General features: G+C 66.8%; 13 protein-coding genes. 4 read left to right on the top strand and 9 right to left on the bottom strand.

The window, feature by feature from the left end:
* The first annotated feature begins 19 nt into the window (after window positions 1–19).
* The 3 genes from dnaA to gyrB all read left to right on the top strand — a co-directional run bounded on the left by dnaA (window position 20) and on the right by gyrB (window position 5,395).
* On the top strand, window positions 20–1,489 hold the full coding sequence (gene dnaA / locus ACXRVZ_RS18505; protein WP_457425100.1) for a chromosomal replication initiator protein DnaA: 1,470 nt from the start codon (window positions 20–22) through the stop codon (window positions 1,487–1,489).
* 149 nt (window positions 1,490–1,638) lie between these two features.
* Entirely contained in the window at window positions 1,639–2,751 is a 1,113-nt protein-coding gene (gene dnaN / locus ACXRVZ_RS18500; RefSeq protein ID WP_457425076.1) for a DNA polymerase III subunit beta, read from the top strand.
* 94 nt (window positions 2,752–2,845) lie between these two features.
* Entirely contained in the window at window positions 2,846–5,395 is a 2,550-nt protein-coding gene (gene gyrB / locus ACXRVZ_RS18495; RefSeq protein ID WP_457425078.1) for a DNA topoisomerase (ATP-hydrolyzing) subunit B, read from the top strand.
* Between the two features lie 96 nt (window positions 5,396–5,491).
* Here gyrB and ACXRVZ_RS18490 read toward each other — a convergent pair whose 3' ends face one another.
* The 6 genes from ACXRVZ_RS18490 to ACXRVZ_RS18465 all read right to left on the bottom strand — a co-directional run bounded on the left by ACXRVZ_RS18490 (window position 5,492) and on the right by ACXRVZ_RS18465 (window position 15,617).
* Complete coding sequence (locus ACXRVZ_RS18490) at window positions 5,492–8,614, bottom strand: type I restriction endonuclease subunit R (RefSeq protein ID WP_457425080.1); 3,123 nt, start codon at window positions 8,612–8,614, stop codon at window positions 5,492–5,494.
* Window positions 8,615–8,672: 58 nt separating this feature from the next.
* A complete protein-coding gene (locus tag ACXRVZ_RS18485; protein WP_457425082.1) occupies window positions 8,673–10,175 on the bottom strand; it encodes a Fic family protein in 1,503 nt (500 codons plus the stop codon).
* Between the two features lie 195 nt (window positions 10,176–10,370).
* Window positions 10,371–11,258, bottom strand: coding sequence for a GIY-YIG nuclease family protein (locus ACXRVZ_RS18480; protein ID WP_458232676.1), 888 nt, complete (start codon window positions 11,256–11,258; stop codon window positions 10,371–10,373).
* Window positions 11,255–12,568, bottom strand: coding sequence for a hypothetical protein (locus tag ACXRVZ_RS18475; RefSeq protein WP_457425086.1), 1,314 nt, complete (start codon window positions 12,566–12,568; stop codon window positions 11,255–11,257). Before ACXRVZ_RS18475 ends, ACXRVZ_RS18480 begins: the two co-directional genes overlap by 4 nt.
* Window positions 12,569–12,639: 71 nt before the next feature.
* Window positions 12,640–14,487 (bottom strand): type I restriction-modification system subunit M, encoded by a 1,848-nt coding sequence (locus ACXRVZ_RS18470; protein WP_457425088.1) that lies wholly within the window; start codon window positions 14,485–14,487, stop codon window positions 12,640–12,642.
* A 179-nt stretch (window positions 14,488–14,666) separates the two neighbouring features.
* Window positions 14,667–15,617, bottom strand: coding sequence for an alpha/beta hydrolase (locus ACXRVZ_RS18465; protein WP_457425090.1), 951 nt, complete (start codon window positions 15,615–15,617; stop codon window positions 14,667–14,669).
* Between the two features lie 404 nt (window positions 15,618–16,021).
* Between ACXRVZ_RS18465 and ACXRVZ_RS18460 the strand changes: the two genes are divergently transcribed.
* Window positions 16,022–17,221, top strand: coding sequence for a D-alanyl-D-alanine carboxypeptidase family protein (locus ACXRVZ_RS18460; protein ID WP_457425092.1), 1,200 nt, complete (start codon window positions 16,022–16,024; stop codon window positions 17,219–17,221).
* A gap of 15 nt (window positions 17,222–17,236) precedes the next feature.
* Here the strand turns inward: ACXRVZ_RS18460 and ACXRVZ_RS18455 are convergent, their stop codons facing one another.
* The 3 genes from ACXRVZ_RS18455 to ACXRVZ_RS18445 form a co-directional block, all read right to left on the bottom strand.
* Window positions 17,237–17,992 (bottom strand): ThuA domain-containing protein, encoded by a 756-nt coding sequence (locus ACXRVZ_RS18455; protein WP_457425094.1) that lies wholly within the window; start codon window positions 17,990–17,992, stop codon window positions 17,237–17,239.
* Between the two features lie 43 nt (window positions 17,993–18,035).
* The gene (locus ACXRVZ_RS18450; RefSeq protein WP_457425096.1) at window positions 18,036–18,998 is read right to left on the bottom strand and encodes an SGNH/GDSL hydrolase family protein; all 963 of its coding nucleotides are present in this window, start codon (window positions 18,996–18,998) and stop codon (window positions 18,036–18,038) included.
* A 99-nt stretch (window positions 18,999–19,097) separates the two neighbouring features.
* Window positions 19,098–19,526 (bottom strand): alpha/beta hydrolase family protein (locus ACXRVZ_RS18445; RefSeq protein ID WP_458232675.1); only part of this gene is annotated, 429 nt, incomplete at its 5' end.

Below are 19,526 nucleotides of genomic sequence, written 5' to 3'. Positions count from 1 at the left end.
AACGACTGGCGCGGTGGGCATGAATTCGGCGGAATGGGCCTCTGACCTCTGGCGGCGTGGCTGCGAGCGCCTGGCCACCGAGCTGCCCGAGCAGCAGTTCAACACCTGGATCCGCCCGCTGCCGCCGGCCACCGTGTCGGGCGAAGGCGCCGATGCCGCGAGCGCGCTGGTCGCCACGCTGAAGGTGCCCAACCACTTCAAGCGCGACTGGATCCGTCGCCAATACGCGGCCCGCATCGAGGCCATCCTGACCGAACTGGCCGGCCGCCCGACGCGGCTGGAGCTGGCGCTGGTCTCGCGTGACGCGTCGAGCGCGCCCATMGCCGCGCCCGGCGCGATGTCGGCTGCCGTCTCGGCGGCGCAGCAGCAGCAGCTTTCAGCCCCGCCGGAGCCCAGCGCGGCTCTGCGGCCCGTCAGCGCGCCGCCCGCCAGCACCATCATGCTGCCGTCGCAGGCGCCCGCCTCGGCCAAGCACCGCATCAACCCGCAGCTGACGTTCGACACGCTGGTGCCCGGCCGCGCCAACCAGATGGCCCGCACCGCCGCGCTGCATGTCGCCGGCGCCCCGGGCATCACCTACAACCCGCTGTTCATCTACGGCGGCGTCGGCCTGGGCAAGACCCACCTGATCCACGCCGTCGGCAACGCCCTCTTGAAGGACCGGCCGGACGCCCGCGTGCTCTACCTGCACGCCGAGCAGTTCATCTCCGACGTCGTCAAGAACTACCAGCGCAAGACCTTCGACGAGCTGAAGGCCAAGTACCACTCGCTGGACCTGCTGCTGATCGATGACGTGCAGTTCTTCGCCGGCAAGGACCGCACGCAGGAGGAGTTCTTCAACGCCTTCGAGGCGCTGCTGGCCAAGAAGGCGCACATCATCATGACGTCGGACACCTACCCCAAGGGGCTGGTGGACATTGATGAGCGCCTCACCTCCCGCTTCGACGCCGGCCTGACGGTGGCCATCGAGCCGCCCGAGCTGGAGATGCGCGTCGCCATTCTGATCAAGAAGGCCGAGGCCGAGGGCACGCCGATGCCCGAGGACGTGGCCTTCTTCGTCGCCAAGAACGTGCGCGCGAACGTGCGCGAGCTGGAAGGCGCGCTGCGCAAGGTGCTGGCCTACGCCAAGTTCTCGCACAAGGAGATCAGCATCACGCTGGCCCGCGAGGCGCTGAAGGACCTGCTCTCCATCCAGAACCGCCAGATCGGCGTCGAGAACATCCAGAAGACGGTGGCCGACTTCTACAAGATCAAGATCGCCGACATGTACTCCAAGAAGCGCCCGGCCAGCATCGCCCGGCCGCGCCAGATTGCGATGTACCTGGCCAAGGAGATGACGCAGAAGAGCCTGCCCGAGATCGGCGAGCTGTTCGGCGGGCGGGACCACACGACGGTCCTCCATGCCGTGCGAAAGATCGGCGGCGAGCGCCAGAAGAACACCGAGCTGAACCAGCAGCTCCACGTGCTCGAACAGACGCTGAAGGGCTGAAGCCAGTCACCGCTTCGGGTTGACCCGCACGCCCCGCCCACCCGGCGAGGCACCGTTTCCGGGCGACAATCGCAGCTTTACGCGCGCGCGCGGTTTTGGGTCTGCGGCCCAGCCGAAATCCCCCAAAGATCTCCTCCAAAGAGGCCTCCATGATCGTTTTGAAAGCTCCCCAGGATCAGGTGCTCGGCGCGCTGCAAGCAGTGGCCGGCATCGTCGAGCGGCGTCACACGCTGCCCATCCTGGCCAATGTGTTGATCCGCAAGACCGGCAACCAGGTGGAGCTGACGACGAGCGACCTCGAGATCCAGGTGCGCACCACGGTGCAATTCGACGGCGACGCCGGCAACCTGTCCACCACGGTCGGCGCGCGCAAGCTCATCGACATCCTGCGCGCCCTGCCGACCGACCAGGTCGTCAGCCTGACCAGCAACCAGAACAAGATGACGCTGCAAGGCGGCAAGAGCCGCTTCACGCTGCAGACGCTGCCGGCCGACGACTTCCCCCTCGTGCAGGAAGCCGCCGACTTCGGCCCCGCGTTCAGCGTGCCGCAAAAGGCGCTCAAGGGCCTGATCAACCAGGTGCACTTCGCGATGGCGGTGCACGACATCCGCTACTACCTGAACGGCATCCTGTTCGTCGCCGAAGGCAAGAACCTGACGCTCGTCGCCACCGACGGCCACCGCCTGGCGCTGGCCCAGGCCGAGCTGGACACCGACATCCCCAAGCAGGAAGTCATCCTGCCGCGCAAGACCGTGCTGGAGCTGCAGCGCCTGCTCAAGGACGGCAAGGACGACGACGCCATCGAGATGCGCTTTGCCGGCAACCAGGCCAAGTTCAGCTTCAGCGGCATGGAGTTCGTGACCAAGCTCGTCGAGGGCAAGTTCCCCGACTACAACCGCGTCATCCCCAAAAACCACAAGTTCCGCCTGACGCTGGGCCGCACCACGCTGCTGAGCAGCTTGCAGCGCGCCGCCATCCTGACCAGCGAGAAGTTCAAGGCCGTGCGCCTGACCTTCGAGCCGGGCCTGCTGAGCATTGCGTCCAGCAACGCCGAGCAGGAAGAGGCCAAGGAAGAGATCGAGATCGACTACGCCGGCGACAAGATCGAGACCGGCTTCAACGTCACCTACCTGATGGACGCCCTGGCCAACATGAGCCAGGACATGGTCTGCATCGACCTCAACGACAGCGCATCGAGTGCGCTGCTGACGATCCCCGACACGACGGGCTTCAAGTACGTGGTCATGCCAATGAGGATCTGAGTCACGACCTGACTTGGACACAGCGGGCTTCGGCCCGCTTCAGTGCTTTTAAAGGGCGATCAGTTTGTCGCCCGCGAGTGAGAGAGAGTTCCCGATGAGTGATGTTTCCAGCAGCGCCGACCACCCCGATGGCCTGAACGAAAAGCAGCAAGCGGCTGCGGCCGCCGAGGCCAAGTCGGGCGCCGTCTACGACGCCGACTCCATCCAGATCCTGGAAGGCCTGGAGGCCGTGCGCAAGCGCCCCGGCATGTACATCGGCGACACGTCGGACGGCACCGGCCTGCACCACCTCGTGTTTGAAGTGGTGGACAACTCCATCGACGAGGCCCTGGCCGGCCACTGCGACGACATCGTCGTCACCATCCACACCGACAACTCCATCTCCGTCATCGACAACGGCCGCGGCATCCCCACGGGCGTCAAGATGGACGACAAGCACGAGCCCAAGCGCTCTGCCGCCGAGATCGCACTGACCGAGCTGCACGCCGGCGGCAAGTTCAACCAGAACTCGTACAAGGTCTCCGGCGGCCTGCACGGCGTGGGCGTGAGTTGCGTGAACGGCCTGTCCAAGTTCCTGCGCCTGACCGTGCGCCAGAACGGCAAGGTCCACTTCATCGAGTTCGCCAAGGGCGTGCCGCAGGACGCTGAAAGCGTCATGGTCAACGGCTTCGAGACCCGGCCGATGAAGATCACCGGCGAGACCGACAAGCGCGGCACGGAAGTCCACTTCCTGCCCGACACCGAGATCTTTCAGCAGAACAACGACTTCCACTACGACATCCTCGCCAAGCGCCTGCGCGAGCTCTCGTTCCTGAACAACGGCGTGAAGATCCGCCTTGTCGACGAGCGCAACAACAAGGAAGACAACTTCGCCTATGCCGGCGGCGTGAAGGGCTTTGTCGAGTTCATCAACAAGGGCAAGACCACCCTGCACCCGAACATCTTCCACGCCCAGGGCGACAAGATGAGCGACCAGCAGACCAACATCGGCGTCGAAGTGGCGATGCAGTGGAACGACGGCTTCAACGAGAACGTCCTCTGCTTCACCAACAACATCCCGCAGCGCGACGGCGGCACCCACCTGACCGGCCTGCGCGCCGCGATGACCCGCGTCATCAACAAGTACATCGACGACAACGAGCTGGCCAAGAAGGCCAAGGTCGAAGTCGCCGGTGACGACATGCGCGAAGGCCTGGCCTGCGTTGTCTCCGTCAAGGTGCCCGAGCCCAAGTTCAGCTCGCAGACCAAGGACAAGCTCGTCAGCTCGGAAGTGCGCGGCCCGGTGGAAGACATCGTCTCCCGCCTGCTGACCGACTACCTGCTCGAGAACCCGCTCGACGCCAAGATCATCTGCGGCAAGATCCTCGACGCCGCCCGCGCCCGCGAAGCCGCGCGCAAGGCACGCGAGATGACGCGCCGCAAGGGCGTGCTCGACGGCCTGGGCCTGCCCGGCAAGCTGGCCGACTGCCAGGAAAAAGACCCCGCCCAGTGCGAGATCTACATCGTCGAGGGCGACTCCGCCGGTGGCTCCGCCAAGCAGGGCCGCGACCGCAAGTTCCAGGCGATCCTGCCGCTGCGCGGCAAGATCCTGAACGTCGAGAAGGCCCGCTACGAGAAGCTGCTGACCAGCAATGAAATCATCACGCTGATCACCGCGTTAGGCACCGGCATCGGCCGCGGCGCGGGCACCGACGACTTCAACCCCGACAAGCTCCGCTACCACCGCATCATCATCATGACCGACGCGGACGTGGACGGCGCCCACATCCGCACGCTGCTGCTGACCTTCTTCTACCGCCAGATGCCCGAGCTCTGCGAGCGCGGCCACATCTACATCGCCCAGCCGCCGCTCTACAAGGTCAAGGTCGGCAAGCACGAGCAATACCTGAAGGACGCGCCCGAGCTCGACAGCTTCCTGCTCAAGGTCGCGCTTCAAGACGCGTCGCTGGATACGGGCACGGGCAACACGCTCAAGGGCGACACGCTGGACACGCTGGCGCGCAAGTACGTCGCCGCGCAGGCCGTCATCGGCCGCCTGTCCAACTGGATGGACATCGAAGCCCTGCACGTGCTGGCCAATGGCCTGGCGTTGGACCTCGACACCGCTGAAGCCGCCGAGGCCAGCGCCGCCAGCCTCAAGGGCCTGCTGCACGACGCGCTGGTGACGGTGGAGACCGACCCGCGCACCGACAAGCTGTTTCTCAAGATCGCTCGCACCCACCACGGCAACGTGCGCGCCAGCGTCATCTCCGCCGACTTCGTGCATGGCGCCGACTACGAAGTGCTGGCCGACGCGGGCCTCAGCTTCCAGGGCCTCATCCAGCACGGCGCCATGGTGCGCAAGGGCGAGGGCGAGAAGGCCAAGGAAAGCAAGGTCGACGACTTCCGCGCCGCCATGGCCTGGCTCATGAGCCAAGCCGAAGGCGCCGTCGGCCGCCAGCGCTACAAGGGCCTGGGCGAGATGAACCCCGAGCAGCTCTGGGAAACGACGATGGACCCGAACGTGCGCCGCCTGCTGCGCGTGCAGATCGACGACGCCATCGAGGCGGACAAGGTCTTCACGATGCTGATGGGCGACGAGGTGGAGCCGCGGCGGGACTTCATTGAGACCAACGCGCTTCGCGCGGGCAACATCGACGTTTGACGACGTCGTCGCACGCACGCGCAGCGTGCATTTGCCGAAGCGGCGTAACTGGGGCTCACGAGCTGAAAGGCTTGTGAGCCTTTTGCTTTCCTGTGGCTAAGGTCTGTCGCCAGCGCTAGAGCCCGACCGAGCCCGCAGCGCCTCGTACAACTGAGCCGGCCCCAACAGGATGTCCTTCAACCCGTCCCGCACGCGTTCCGAGCCCAGCGCCTGCGTGCTCATCGTGGTGTGGGCATCCAGCGCATCCATGATGGCGTGCATCAGCGCGTCCTTGAGGTCGGGCGAGTTGGCGAACTGCTCCTTGCTGTTGCTGGCGGCCTGCTGCATCAGCATCTCGTTCTCCAGCAGCTTGCCCTTGAGCACGCCGTTCACGTAGACGAGTTGGTCGTCGTCGCTCAGCTCGCCCTCGAACAGGCCGTTCACCTTCTGGATGATTTCGACCAGATAGGCCTGCTGCTTCTCCTGCACCGAGCCGCTGCCCACTGCGTCCATCGGCGGTAGCTTGTAGCTGCCGTCTGCGTTCAGGCTCATCGCCTGCTTGCCGCGGTTCTTCAGCGTGTGATGGGTCAGCACCACCTGGCTCAGGTCCACCGTGTCGCGCTCGCGGCCGAAGGTCAGCAGCGGAATGAGCCGCTTGAAGAACAGGAAGCGCTTCTCGATGTCGGTGTTGCCGTAGTCAAAGATCTGCGACAGGAAGGCGTAGAGCCGCACGTAGGCCGCCATGTCGTTCTTGAACAGCAGCAAAGCGTCCAGCGCATCCTTGGCCGACTTTGCGGCCTTGTCGTCTTGCCGATCTTCCGCGGCCGACATGTCTTGTTGCGCCGCCTTGTAGCGCTTCAGCAGGCGGTCGGCCACGGGCGCGATGGCCGCGTCCAATGCCTTCTGCGTGCCATTGGGATCCGTGTCCACCTTGGCCACGCGCTCCACCTCGAAGTCGTCGTAGTTGCCGCTGGCATCGAGCTTGGCTCGCAGGTCGTAGACCAGGTGCGGGTCGGTCGTGGCCTCAAGTTCAGCCGTCTCGTAGTAGGTCTTGAAGGCCTTCAGGATGTCGCCGGCTTCGTTGACGAAGTCCAGGATGTAGGTCGTGTCCTTGCCCGGGTGCGCGCGGTTCAGGCGCGACAGCGTCTGCACCGCCTGGATGCCGCCCAGCATCTTGTCGATGTACATGCCGCAGAGCAGCGGCTGGTCAAAGCCGGTCTGGAACTTGTTGGCCACCAGCAGCAGGTGATAGTCGGAATCAGCAAAGGCCTCGCGGATGTCGCGGCCCTTCAGGCCGGGGTTCAGGTCCTTGCTGGCCTCCGTAACGGCCTGCGGATAGCTGTCGGCGTCATTCACTTCACCCGAGAAGGCTACCAGCACGCCCAGCGGGTAGTTCTGCTTGGCGATGTAGGCGCGTATGGCCTTCTGCCAGCGCACGGCCTCGCGGCGCGAGCCCACCACCACCATGGCCTTGGCGCGGCCGGCCAGCAGCGGCTGCACGTTCTCGCGGTAGTGCTCGACGACAACCTGCACCTTCTGCGAGATGTTGTACGGGTGCAGCCGCACCCACTGCATGATCCCCTTCATGGCCGCACTGCGCTCCACCTGCGCCTCGTCGTACTCCTTGCCGTCGTGCGCCAGCTTGAAGGCCAGCTTGTAGCTGGTGTAGTTCCTCAGCACGTCCAGGATGAAGCCCTCTTCGATGGCCTGCCGCATCGAATAGACGTGGAAAGGCTGCGGCAGCCCATCGGGGCCGGGCCGGCCGAACAGCTCCAGCGTCTTCTGCTTGGGCGTTGCAGTGAAGGCCACGTAGGTCAAGCCCTTCGCGCCAGCGCCGTCGCCACTGCGCGCCGCCATCTGCGCGGCCAGCAGCGCCTCGGTGTCCACCTCGCCACCGTCCTGCAACTCGGCCCACTCCTGCGCCGACAACAGCTGCTTCAGCTTGGCCGCCGCCTCACCGGTCTGAGAGCTGTGCGCCTCGTCGGCAATCACCGCGAAGCGCTTGCCCTCGGTGGCGGCCAGCTCCTGAACCGCCTGCAAGGCGAAGGGAAAAGTCTGGATGGTGCAGACGATGATCTTCTTGCCGTCCTTCAGCGCCTGCGACAGTTGCGCGCTCTTGCTGCCGTGCTCGTTCGTGATGCTCGCCACCACGCCCGTCGTGCGCTCGAAGTCGAAGATGGCTTCCTGCAACTGCGCGTCCAGCACGTTGCGGTCGCTGACCACCAGCACGCTGTCGAAAATCTTCTTGTGCTCGGCGTCGTGCAGGTCGGCCAGGAAGTGCGCTGTCCAGGCAATCGAGTTGGTCTTGCCCGAGCCGGCCGAGTGCTGGATCAGGTAGCGCTGGCCCGCGCCTTGGGCCAAGACATCGGCCACCAGCGCCCGCGTCACATCCAGCTGGTGATAGCGCGGGAAGACGACGCTCTTGAGCTGCTTCTTGTCGTCGCGCTTGGCCGTAAGGTAGCGGTGCAGGATATCCAGCCAGCTCTCCCGCGCCCACACCTCTTCCCACAGATAGGCCGTGGCAAAGCCCGCCGGGTTCGGCGCGTTGCCGGCGGCGCCCTCATTGCCCCGGTTGAAGGGCAGGAAGCTCGTCGCCGGCCCGGCCAGCCGCGTCGTCATCATCACTTCCGACTGGCTCACCGCGAAGTGCACCAGCGCCCCGCCCGGGAAGCCCAGCAACGGCTCCAGCACGCCGCCCTTGGGCGCCGGGTTGCGGTCGAAGCGGTACTGGTCCACCGCGTCATGCACGCTCTGCGTGAAGTCCGATTTCAGCTCGGCCGTCGCCACCGCAACGCCGTTGACGAACAGCACCAGGTCCAGCTCCGCCTTGGGGTTGTTCGGCGAATGGCAGACCTGCTGCACCACGCGCAGCCGGTTGGCGGCATAGGCGGCCTGGGTGGCCGGGTTGATGGCCAGCGCCGGCTTGAACTGCGCCAGCATCAGCGGCGCCGGCAGGCCCAGCAACTCCACGCCGCGCCGCAGCACGTCCAGCGTGCCGCGCTCGTTCAGGCTCTTGCGCACCCGCTCGGCCAGCACGTTAGCCAGCGCCGGGCCGTGGGTCTTGCCCAGGCGCTGCCAGCTCTCGGGCTGCGTGGCCTGCACCCAGGCCAGCAGGTCGGGCATGAACAGGCCGCTGGCGCGGTCGAACAGCGCCGCATCGCCCTCGGCATGCAGCCAGCCATGGGCGGCCAGGTGCTGGCAGATCTCGGCCTCGAAGTGCCGTTCCTGGTGCAGGTTCATGGGTTGTCCAGCAGCTCGGGGTGGTGGCCTTGCAGCCATTGCTCGGTGTGCGCGCAGCCTAACCGGCTTCATCGAGTGCCTGGCCCTGCATGGCCCGGCGCACCGCATCCTCGATGGCGTCCAGCACCTCGGGCTGCACACGCTCGGCGTAGCGCTTGCGCCGGTTGCTCGACAGCGTGCCGCCGTTCTGGAAGATCGTCACGATCAGGGTCGCCAGGTCGCTGCCGCGTAGGTCGTGGCGGGCATCGATGAAAGCCTTCGCCCGGTCGAACAGGGTCAGGAACTCCACCTCCTGCCGCATGTGCGTGTCCAGCGACGCCTCGGCCATGTCCAGCATGAAGACTGCGGCGTCCGTCAGGTCCACGTAGCGGAACCACGCATCGGCGTCTGCGGCCCAGGCATAGGCGTACTGCTCGTCACCGGCCCAGGTCACCTCGCACAACTGGCGCGCCGGTTTGCTGAAGGCGGTCAACGCCTGGAGATAGGCGGCCTCGTGCTTCTTCATCGCCACGGAGATGGGCAGCAGGAATTGCGGCGGCAGCCGGCCCGACTGCCCCAGGCAGTGGTGGACCAGGAAGCGCGACAGCCGCCCATTGCCGTCCATGAAGGGGTGGATGAACACGAACGCGAACGACACCACCGCAGCGTGCACCAGCGCATCCAGCCCCGGTGGGCGTTGGTTGGCCAGGCGCATGAGGCCCGCCATCAGTACGGCGGCCAGCTCGGGCTCGGGCGGGACATAGGTCACACCGGCTGCGCCGGGCATGTCTTTTTGCAGCCGGTTTTGCTCCGTGCGGAACTGCGCGGCCAGGTCGAACGGGTTGGACACCGTGGCGTTCTGCCACGCCACCAGCAGCTCCTCAGTGAGAGGCCGCTGCTCATGCGCCTGCTTCAGCAGGGCGGCAAACCGCGCCGCCTTGTCGTGGCTGGGCGCCTCTCCCTCGATGGCAAACGAGCCCTCGGTCTCGCTCAGGTAGGCCCAGGCCAGCGCCCGCTCCATCAGGGCCGCGCCCACGGACTCGGCGAACGCCTGGGCCTGGCTCAGCACGTCCTTCGCCAGCCGGTCCGCCAGCGCCGGTGTCCTGCGCACCACAGGGCAGAAGTCCAACTCGCCCAGACCATTGAACTCCACGCGCCAGCGCGGGTCGCGCCGCGGCTGGCCCACGGCGTAGGCCTCGGGGTCGAACAGCGGCACGTAGGCAGCGGCCACGCCCGTCTCGGCCAGGTCTGGCAGGGTCCGGCCATGCCAGGCCTCCCACAAGTAACCCAGCTTGCGGCCGTATACGCTGTTGGGCGTTGCGCGCACCAGGGCTGCCAGCTCCGCCGCCGGCACGCGCCGCAGCGCCAGTGCCAGCAGGTCCAGCCGCACGCCTTCGTGCTTCAGCGCAAACAGCGCCTGTTGCAACAGCGAGGGCGCCGGGGCCAGCTTGTGTGGCACCAGCAGCGTGCCATCCGCCAGGCGCTCGATGCGGCTGACCGGCGCCAGCCGAGCGCGCTGGGTGCCCAGGAAGTCCGGGGCACCCACGGCGTCTTGAATCCAGGCGTAGCCGATGTCGCTCATGTCTCTTGGGGGTGTGGCCTGGAAAATCTTCAGGCCAGAAGAATTATTATCAAAATTGATTGATTCACAAATATTTTCTTCAGTTGATCGCCGGCCTTTTGGGTGGCGGCCGCAGCGTCGGGCGTAAAAACGTCAGCCATCACACGTTTTCTTCAACAACGTTGATGTAGCGCACATTTTCTTCAGTTGCCGAGTTCACCCGAGGGCAGTGCCCTCGGCCTCGATCGCTCGCCGCTTCATCGCGTCCAGCGTCTGCCCGTCTTCGGCCTTCCACTCCAGCCAGCCATTGGCCGTGCGCCCCAGCAGCGCCACCGCCGCCATGCTGGGCGAGCGAAAGAGGTGGTCGCGCGTGAAGCGCACCGTGTCGCCCTCGGCCGCCATCACGCCCTCGCGCAGCAGCTTGTCGCGGAAGTTCGCGTCACTCGTGCCCTGGATGGACGGCACATGCGCCAGCCGCCCCACCGACCCCGCCAGTACCACGAAACCCTCGGTGGTGTAGAGCCCCCGGCCCTCCACGCCGCCCGAGCGGCAGAAGAACAACTCGGCCGCCTTGGCGCGTTGGTCGGCCTGCGGCAGCGCCGCAAACAGCGGGTGGCCCAGCGTGGCCAGCAGGATCTGGCCCGTCTCGAACACCTCGCGGCAATCCGCCTCCAGCGGGGCCGGTGTGTGCGGCCGGCTGCCCGCGTTGCCGTTGGAGTCGCTGTACCGCCCCACGCGGCGCGCCGTGTCCAGGCTCAGCCACTCCAGGAACAGGGCATGTGTCTGCGTGAGCGAATGCGTGCGCGACACCAGCACCAGCGCCCGCTCCCAGAAGTCCTTCTTCTTGTCGTGGTCGGCCAGGCGCGCGCGCAGGTCGCCCGTCTGGCCCACGTACACCTGCGGCGCGCTGCCGTCCTCGGGCGTGGCCACCAGGTAGTACACCGCCACCTGCGTGCTCTCCGGCATGGCGAAGAACTGCGGCAGCCGTTTGCGCGGCACCTCGATCACCTGAACGATGYGCGTGGTGATCTCAGCCACGCGAATGCCCGTGGGCTCGCCGCTAGGCAGGAAGATCTGGATGGTCTTGGGCGTGCTGGCGTTCATGGGGTTCTTGGCACTCCGGCGGCGGTGAGGCCGCGCACGTCGATCTGGCCGGTGACGGCGGCGGCGATGAGGGCGGAGCGGCGTTCCTTCAGCAAGGCGATGGCGCGCTCCGATTCGCCCCTCAGGCTATCGATCCTGCCGACTTCCCCGTCGACGAAATCCACGATCTCCTGCTGCTCACTCTGTGGCGGCACCGTCATGGAGAACGTCAGCAGGCTGGATTGGGGCAGGTTGTTGGCCATGCCATTGCCACCGCTCAATGCGTTTTCGATTTGGGCGCGCAGGCCCAACGAACCCATCACCGCGACGAAGTAGCTCGGCGCGACAGCCTCCTGGAGGTGAAGCCGAAAAATCTTGTCCGACAGCATCAGGCCCGGCCGCGTCGTTGTGACCAGTGCCGTCGAGCCGACCAGCTCAGGTGAGCCGCTGGCGCGAGACATCAGCACATCGCCGACGCGAACTTCGTACTTCTGCTCCGGAGACAAGTCCGGCGGCAACGCCTTGTTCTCCGAGGGCCGGAACACGCCACCGTTCAAGCAACCCGCCTTCAGCACGCCCCATTCGGTCGCTTCCGCCTCCCGGGCGTGGCATTCCGGACTCCAACCTTGCTCGATGGTTGCAATGACGCGGCGCAGCGCCCTAACCTCCCAATGCGCCGGCACCTCCCCCAACCACGACACACCGGAATCCTTCATGGGGGCCTGGGGGTTCAGGCCGCGGGTGACAGCGTGGGAGATGGTGGCCTGGCGCTTTTCGGCCAGCAGCGCGATGAGCTTTTCCTGCTCCGCAATCAGCCCATCGATCTTGGCGGTTTCGTGGTCGAGGAAGGTGGTGATGGAGGCTTGCTCCAACGTGCCCGGCACCGGAACGAGCACGTCTGAAATCATCGTCCCATTGAGGTTGGCAAGCCCTGTCGTGGAGTTCGAGGCCAGATCGAATTGACTGCGTGCAAGCTCGTTGTTCATCACGTACCAAGCAAGCTTTGGCAAGAGCCCCGCATTGAGCCTGAGGCGCTGCATGAAGTTCGAGTAGCAACCACCAAGGTCTCCCACTCTCTCGTCAACAAGGGTTGTCTTGCCAATGTGCAGCGCGCTACCGCTGGACTTCGTAACCAGCAGGTCTCCGATCTCTAAGGTTGCGCCGCGACGGTCGGACTCCGACAGCTTGCGCAAGGCAGGCTCATCAAGCTTCCAATGACCGTCGGCCGTCTGATCGGTTGAACGCAGCACAACGGTGTCGTCATTGCCGTCTGGGTCATCACCCCAGACGCCGCCGTCATTGCGCTCAATCAGCCACTTGAACCGTTTCACAGCCCAATGCTCAGGCACAGCACCGAGCCAAGTCACACCGCTGTCCTTGTATGCGCGATACCTCGGCAAACTCATTCCGCCAACTCCCCCAGCATCTTCATGATGCTGGTTGTGACGATCTTCAGCTCCTCATCAATCGCATGCAGGCTGCGCGGCGGCTCAAAGACGTAGAAGTGGCGGTTGAACGGGATCTCGTAGCCGACCTTGCTCTTCTCCTCGTCGATCCAGGCGTCCGGCGCATGCGGCAGCACCTCGCGTTGAAAGTAGGCCGCGATGTCTTCGCCCAGCGGCACGTTCTCGGTGTCGCGCAGCGCGCTGTCGGGCTGGGGCTTGCCCTTGAGCTTGCCCTTGAGGCCCAGCACCACCTGGCCGGCTTTATCGCGCAGCGGGCGCTCCACGGTGAGGGTGGTGTAACCGAACTCTTCGTTGCGGAAGATGCGCGCAATGGGCACGCGCTTCAGGCGGCCGCCTTCGGGGGCAGCGGGTGGCTGGTCCGTGCCGGTGACGAGTAGTGGCTCGCCCAGAGGCCGGCCGGCGGCGTCGAACACGGTGACCAGCTCGGCCTCGGTGAAGCCGCCGAACAGCCGCGTGACGGTGGCGATGTGGGCGTCGCTCATCTCCTTGCGCTTGGAGCCCAGGCTCTTGCGCATCTTTTGCCAGAAGCCGCTGGCGTCGATGAGCTGGACGTAACCCTTGCGGTCGGCCGGCTTCTTGTTGGACAACACCCAGACGTAGGTCGCGATGCCGGTGTTGTAGAACATGTCGCTGGGCAGGCCGACGATGGCCTCCACCAGGTCGTTCTCCAGCACATAGCGGCGGATCTCGCTCTCGCCGCTGCCGGCGCCGCCGGTGAACAGCGGTGAGCCGTTGAGCACGATGCCGAAGCGGCAGCCGCCTTCGCCGTTGACCACGGGCGACATCTTGGACAGCAGGTGCATCAGGAACAGCATGGAGCCGTCGCTGACGCGCGGCAGGCCGGGGCCGAAGCGGCCGTCGAAGCCCTTCTGCTCATGCTCCTGTCGCACGGCCTTCTCGACCTTCTTCCACTCCACGCCGAATGGCGGATTGGAGAGCATGTAGTCGAACTTGGTGTGGGCGTGGCCGTCGTCGCTGAGGGTGTTGCCCACGACGATGTTCTCCACCGGCTGGCCCTTGATGAGCATGTCGGCCTTGCAGATGGCGTAGCTCTCGTCGTTGAGCTCCTGGCCGTACATGGTGAGCCGTGCCTGCGGGTTGTGTTGCAGCAGGTATTCGCCCGCCACCGACAGCATGCCGCCGGTGCCAGCGGTCGGGTCGTAGATGGTGCGGACCACGGCGTTGCCCGGGTTCAGCACGTCGTCGTCCTCGATGAAGATGAGGTCCACCATCAGGCGTATGACCTCGCGCGGCGTGAAGTGCTCTCCGGCTGTTTCGTTCGAGATTTCGGCGAACTTGCGGATCAGCTCCTCGAACACGGCGCCCATGGCGGCATTGCTGACGGCCTCCGGGTGCAGGTCGATGTTGGCGAACTTCTCGGTGACAAGGTAGAGCAGGTTGGCCTTGGCCAGGCGCTCGACCTGGGTGAAGAAGTCGAAGCGTTCGAAGATGTCGCGTGCCGCGGGTGAGAAGGCCTGGACGTAGGCGTAGAGGTTCTGGCGGATGTGGTCCTGGTCGCCCAGCAGCGCGGTCAAGTCACCTGGCCAGATGTTGTAGAAGCTCTGGCCCGCCTTGCGCCGCAGGTAGGCATCGGGGTTCACGCCGCCCTTGGTCCTGACCTCCAACTCCTTCAACACGGCCGGCTTGGTGCCCTCCAGCACGCAGTCCAGGCGCCGCAGTACGGTGAAGGGCAGGATGACACGGCCGTACTCAGATTGCTTGTAGTCGCCACGCAGCAGGTCGGCGACGGACCAGATGAAGGAAGAAAGGGCTTGGTGATTCATGGTCTCGTGGGCTGGCCGGCCTCGACTTCTGGAGGCTACGGTCACGGCAGGCGCCGGCCCGGCACTCTAGCGGGATGAAGGCCGGCGCGAGGCGCGGAGTTCCGAGCATCCTCCTCCACTGCTGAGCTCCCGCCGTACCCGTCCTGAATCCTCCGGATTTCCGTGGCCACCCGCCCGCGTCACCGCCCCGCCGTACCCAACAACCCCCGCTGCCGCAGCCAGTCCTCCGCCCGCCTCGGCCAGGCCGACGCCGTGCCCAGCCCATCCCGCATGCCAATGCCGTGCCCGCCCTGCTCGAACACGTACAGCTCGGCCGGCACACCGGCCCGGGTGAGGGCCTGGTAGTACAGGAGGCTGTTGTCCACCGGTACCGTCTTGTCGCCCTGCGTGTGCAGCAGCAGAGTGGGCGGCGTGGCGGCGGTCACCTGCTGCTCGGCGGACATCAGTGCCAGCAGCGCTGGAGCAGGCGTGCTGCCCAGCAGCGCGCGGCGCGAGCCGGCGTGGGCGGCGGGGTCGGTCATCGTGATGACGGGGTAGACGAGGACGGCGAAGTCGGGCCGGGCGCTGACGCTGTTGTCCAGCGCGGCGCCGGTGCGGCCGTCGGGGTGGTCCCACAGCGTGCTGGCGCTGGCCGCCAGGTGGCCGCCGGCGGAGCTGCCCATGATGCCGACGCGCTTGGGGTCGACGCCGAACTCGGCCGCGCGCGAGCGCACCAGGCGGATGGCGCGCAGCACGTCCTGCAGCGGCGCGGGGTGGCCCCATTCCTCCAGGCGGCTTTTCAGGATGAAGGTGGTGATGCCCAGCGTGCTCAGCCAGGCGGCGTATTGCAGGCCTTCGCGCTGCCACGACAGGTAGCGGTAGCCGCCGCCCGGGCAGAGGATGACGGCGGTGCCCTGGGTTGATAGATGGCGGTCGACGGCGGGCGGCACGACGGTGAGCGTGGGCAGCGAGACGTTGGCGATGGCGCCGTTCGCGTCCACCCGCTCGGGGCCAAGGTCGCCGCGCGTGGCGGGGGCGTCGGGCCGCATGCGGTCGGGCACGCCTTCAGGCCACAGGGGCAGCACGGCAGGTGCAGCCGTGGCGGCTAGGGCGACCGCCGGCAGCAGGCCGGCCAGGGGCAGGAGGGTCATCAGGCGGCGGGTGGCGTTCATGACGGCGCAGTGTGCCGGCACGAAGGTGCCCGCGGTGACCCTGGGCCGAACCGCTCAGCAGCTTGACGCGCGTCGCGGCATTCAACTGTTACTCGGCGCAGGTCGCCCGCCAAGGCGCTGAAGCTCGTCCTGCGCTGCCAACCCGCCACAATCGCCCAGGCCCCCCAGCGATCACGTGCATGGCGCACCTGCCGATGCCGATTCATCTTGCCGTCACTGCCGACGGCGGGTGTGTTTCGCGCCAACGGCAGAACCTCACCGGCGCCTGGGGCACCAGCGCATTGATCGCGACGAGCTACCGACCGGCTTCTTCAGCAAGCATCTCCATGACACGCAAATCCCCCCTTTCCCGTCTCCTTCCCTCCCTCCTGGCCAGCGCCCTCTTGGCGGGCTCAGCCGGCGTCGCCACCGCTGCGCCGCATGGCAAGTCCAAGCCGCACGCGGCCGCTGCCCGCAAGGCCAAGTCGGCGCCTGCCGAGCAGGCGATGACGACCGACGCCAACGGGCGGTCCATCCCCGTGCTCGAAAACAAGGCCTGGGTCCTGATGGACTTCAACACGGGCCAGGTGCTCGCGTCTTCCAACCCCGACGAACCGCTGCCGCCCGCATCACTGACCAAGATGATGACCAGCTACCTGGTGGAGCAGGGCCTGAAGAGCGGCAAGCTCAAGCCCGACGAGATGGTCACCATGAGCGAGAGCGCCTGGTGCCGTGGCGGCAAGGACGGCGACAGCTGCATGTTCGTGCCGCTCAACGAGAAGGCCTCCTTGATGGACATGCTGCGCGGCGTGGTCATCGCCAGCGGCAACGACGCCTCCAAGGCCTTGGCCGAACACATCGGCGGCTCGGAGGCCGGCTTCGTCACGCTGATGAATGCCGAGGCCGCGAAGCTCGGCATGACGAAGACGCAGTTCGCGAACGCAGCCGGCCTGCCCGACCCCAACAACAAGGCGTCAGCGAAGGACCTGGCCGTGCTGGCCGCGGCCATCATCCGCAACAGCGGCGAGTACTACCCGATCTACGCCGAGCGCGAGTTCACCTACAACCGCATCAAGCAGGGCAACCGCAACATGCTGCTCTACACCGACCCGACGGTCGACGGGCTCAAGACCGGGCACACGGAGGACGCCGGCTACTGCCTGACGGCCTCGTCCAAGCGCAACGGCATGCGCCTGATCTCGGTCATCATGAACGCGAACAGCAAGCAGGCCCGGGCGGACCAGACCCGCGTGCTGTTCAACTGGGGCTACGCCAATTTCGAGGAAGCGACGCCGACCCAGCCGGGCGCTGCGCTGACGAATGCCAAGGTGCTTTATGGCGTGGTGCCCGAGGTGGCGGCGGGCGCCGCCAAGCCGTGGACGCTGGTGGTGCCCAAGGGCCAGGCGGCCGCGGTCAAGACCGAGGTGACGCTGAACCCGGGCCTGGAGGCGCCGATCGCCAAGGGCGCGGTGATCGGCAAGATCGTCGCGGTGGCCAACGGCAAGTCGCTCGGCGAGGCGCCGGTCGTGGCGCTTGCCGACGTGGAGCGCGCCGGCTTCTTCCTGCGCATCAAGCAGCGCATCGCTGGCTGGTTCTCGAAGTAGCCTGAGTCGGGCTCGTCAGCGCCCGGTGGCGGCCCACCACACGCCGCCCCAGAGGTGGTCCAGATACCTCGCGTCCTTGTACATCTCGGCGTTGTGCCCCAGCGCCGTGACGAACACGCGGCCTTTCTCGTAGCCCTGCCACCAGCTCACCGGGTGGTTGGCGCCCATGCCGTTGGCGACCTGGCCGGGCCAGATCTTCTTCGGGTCGTAGGTGCGCTCGTCCACGGTCAGCACGGGGTTCACGGTCACGCCGTGCGGGTTGCTGAACTCATACCACTCGTCGCTCCAGATCCATTTGTCCGGCAGGCCGAAGGTGGCGGAGTGGGCCGGGTCGGCCTTGGTGACGACGGCCGTCTGCAGCATGGGGTGAATGACGAAGCTGCGGCCGACCAGCTTCTCGTACCAGGGCCACAGGCCCGACTTGCTGATGATGGCGCGGTGCACGACGACGGCGTTGCCGCCGGCCTTCATGTAGCGCTCGAAACCTGCCCTTTGCGCCTCGTTGAACTCCTCGCCCGAGCTGTTCAGCAGCACGACCGCCGCGTACTTGCTGAGGTCGCCCTCGAAGGCATAGGGCTGGGCGGCCCAGGTCAGGTCGAAGGCGTGCAGCTTGGCCAGCTTCTCGAAGCTCTCGCGCGCCACCGGGATGTACTCGTAGTGGTACTTGGTGGGCATGGCCAGCACCAGCAGCTGGAACTGGCCGTCGCCCGCGAGGGCGGTGCTGGAGATTGCGGCGGCGGCCAGGGCGGGCAGGGCTTGGTTGAGCTTCATGGGCCGCGATTCTTCCAGGCTGTCGCGGCCCCGGCTGCTTTGCTCAGGCGGTGGGCCGGCGGCGCCGCGCCATGAAGCCGATAACGCCCAGGCCCAGCGCCATCAGGCCATAGGTTTCAGGCTCGGGCACGGCGGCAATGGCTGCTGCGCCCATCAGGGCGTGCGACGCGGCCGAGGGGTGCAGGGCATCGGAGAACTGCGAGACATCGCAGGAGATGCCGACCGAGCCCTGGAAGGCGCCGCAGGGCGTGAAGACGTTGGTGATGCCGTAGAGGGCGCCGCCATTGGTGAGCGCGTCGGTGCGCACCGCAGCGCCCAGGGCCGCGAAGTCGAAGAAGCTCATCGTGAGCCCCAGGCCCTGGCCGTAGCTGACCACGCCGCCCATCAGTGAGTTGAAGGCGTCGGTCGCCTGTGTGGACGCGGCGGTCACGCCGAGCCCGACGGCCTCCGGCGTCTTGCCAAGGTCGGGCAGGTTGGCCACGAGGATGTTCTTGGCGCCCTTGCCGGCCAGCAGGCCGATGGCGGCCTTGAGGTTGTCGGTTGCGGCCACCGCTGCGGCACCGATATTGGCCGGGTTGCCGCTGCGGGCGTCGCGCATGTCGTTGCCGCCAGCCACGACGACGTAGAGCGCATTGGCGTCGGCCATTGCCGGCAGCGCGCTGACAAAGCTGCCCACCTGGCTGAGCAGGTCGCTCGCGCCGGCATTGCTGGTGCGTGCGCCGCCGAAGGCGTAGTTGTGGCCGCCCAGCAGGCTGGCCTTGGCGGCGTCGGCATGGCCGATGCCGGCGGCGAGGTACTCGACCCAGACCGGGCCGTTGGAGAAGCGGCCGTTGAAGTAGGGCGGCGTAGCGGGGATGGTGCCGCCGGTGGCCACCAGAATGTTGCCGGTGTCGGACAGGCTGTCGCCGAAGAAGAAGGCGTCGCTGAAGGTGACGGCGCTGGCGGGGCCTGCCAACAGGACGGCGAGAGCTGCGGCGGCGAGTGAGCTGCGGACAGGGTGGGTCATGTTGTCTCCATAGGTCTTGTGGGAGACCGACGCTAGGTACCCACCCCAGCGACGACAAGGGGGTTAGCCAGCGAGGAGTGCGGTTATAGGGGGGCGGCTTCAGCGCGGGTTGAGCTCGGCCTTGGACGCCGCCAGCAGCCAGCCGCCCAGCCTGTGCATGGCCGCCGGCGTGCGCGCCAGGCTGCGGTGGTTGGTGCCGGCCAGCTGGTGCACGGTGACGGCGGAGCCTGCGTTGCGCAGGGCCTGCACGAGCGTGTGCGAGTGCGCGTGTGGCACCTGGCGGTCGCGTTCGGCCAGCAGCACCAGCACCTCGCAGTGCAAGGCCCGCGCGGCGGCCACCGAGTCCAGCGGCGAGCGCAGCCACGGCGTCAGCGGCGCGAGCAGCGGGTTGCGGCGCAGCACCGCGCGCAAGCTCTTCAGCGGTGTGATGAGCGCGACGCTGGCCACCGGGCGGCCGGCGGCGGCCAGGCGGGCGGCGAGCTGCATGGCCACGCCGGTGCCCAGGCTGCGGCCGGCCAGGTGCAGCGC

Source organism: Roseateles sp. P5_E8 (assembly GCF_054177665.1).
Note: the sequence above shows the minus strand (reverse complement) of the source record. Positions and strands in the feature narration are given on the sequence as shown.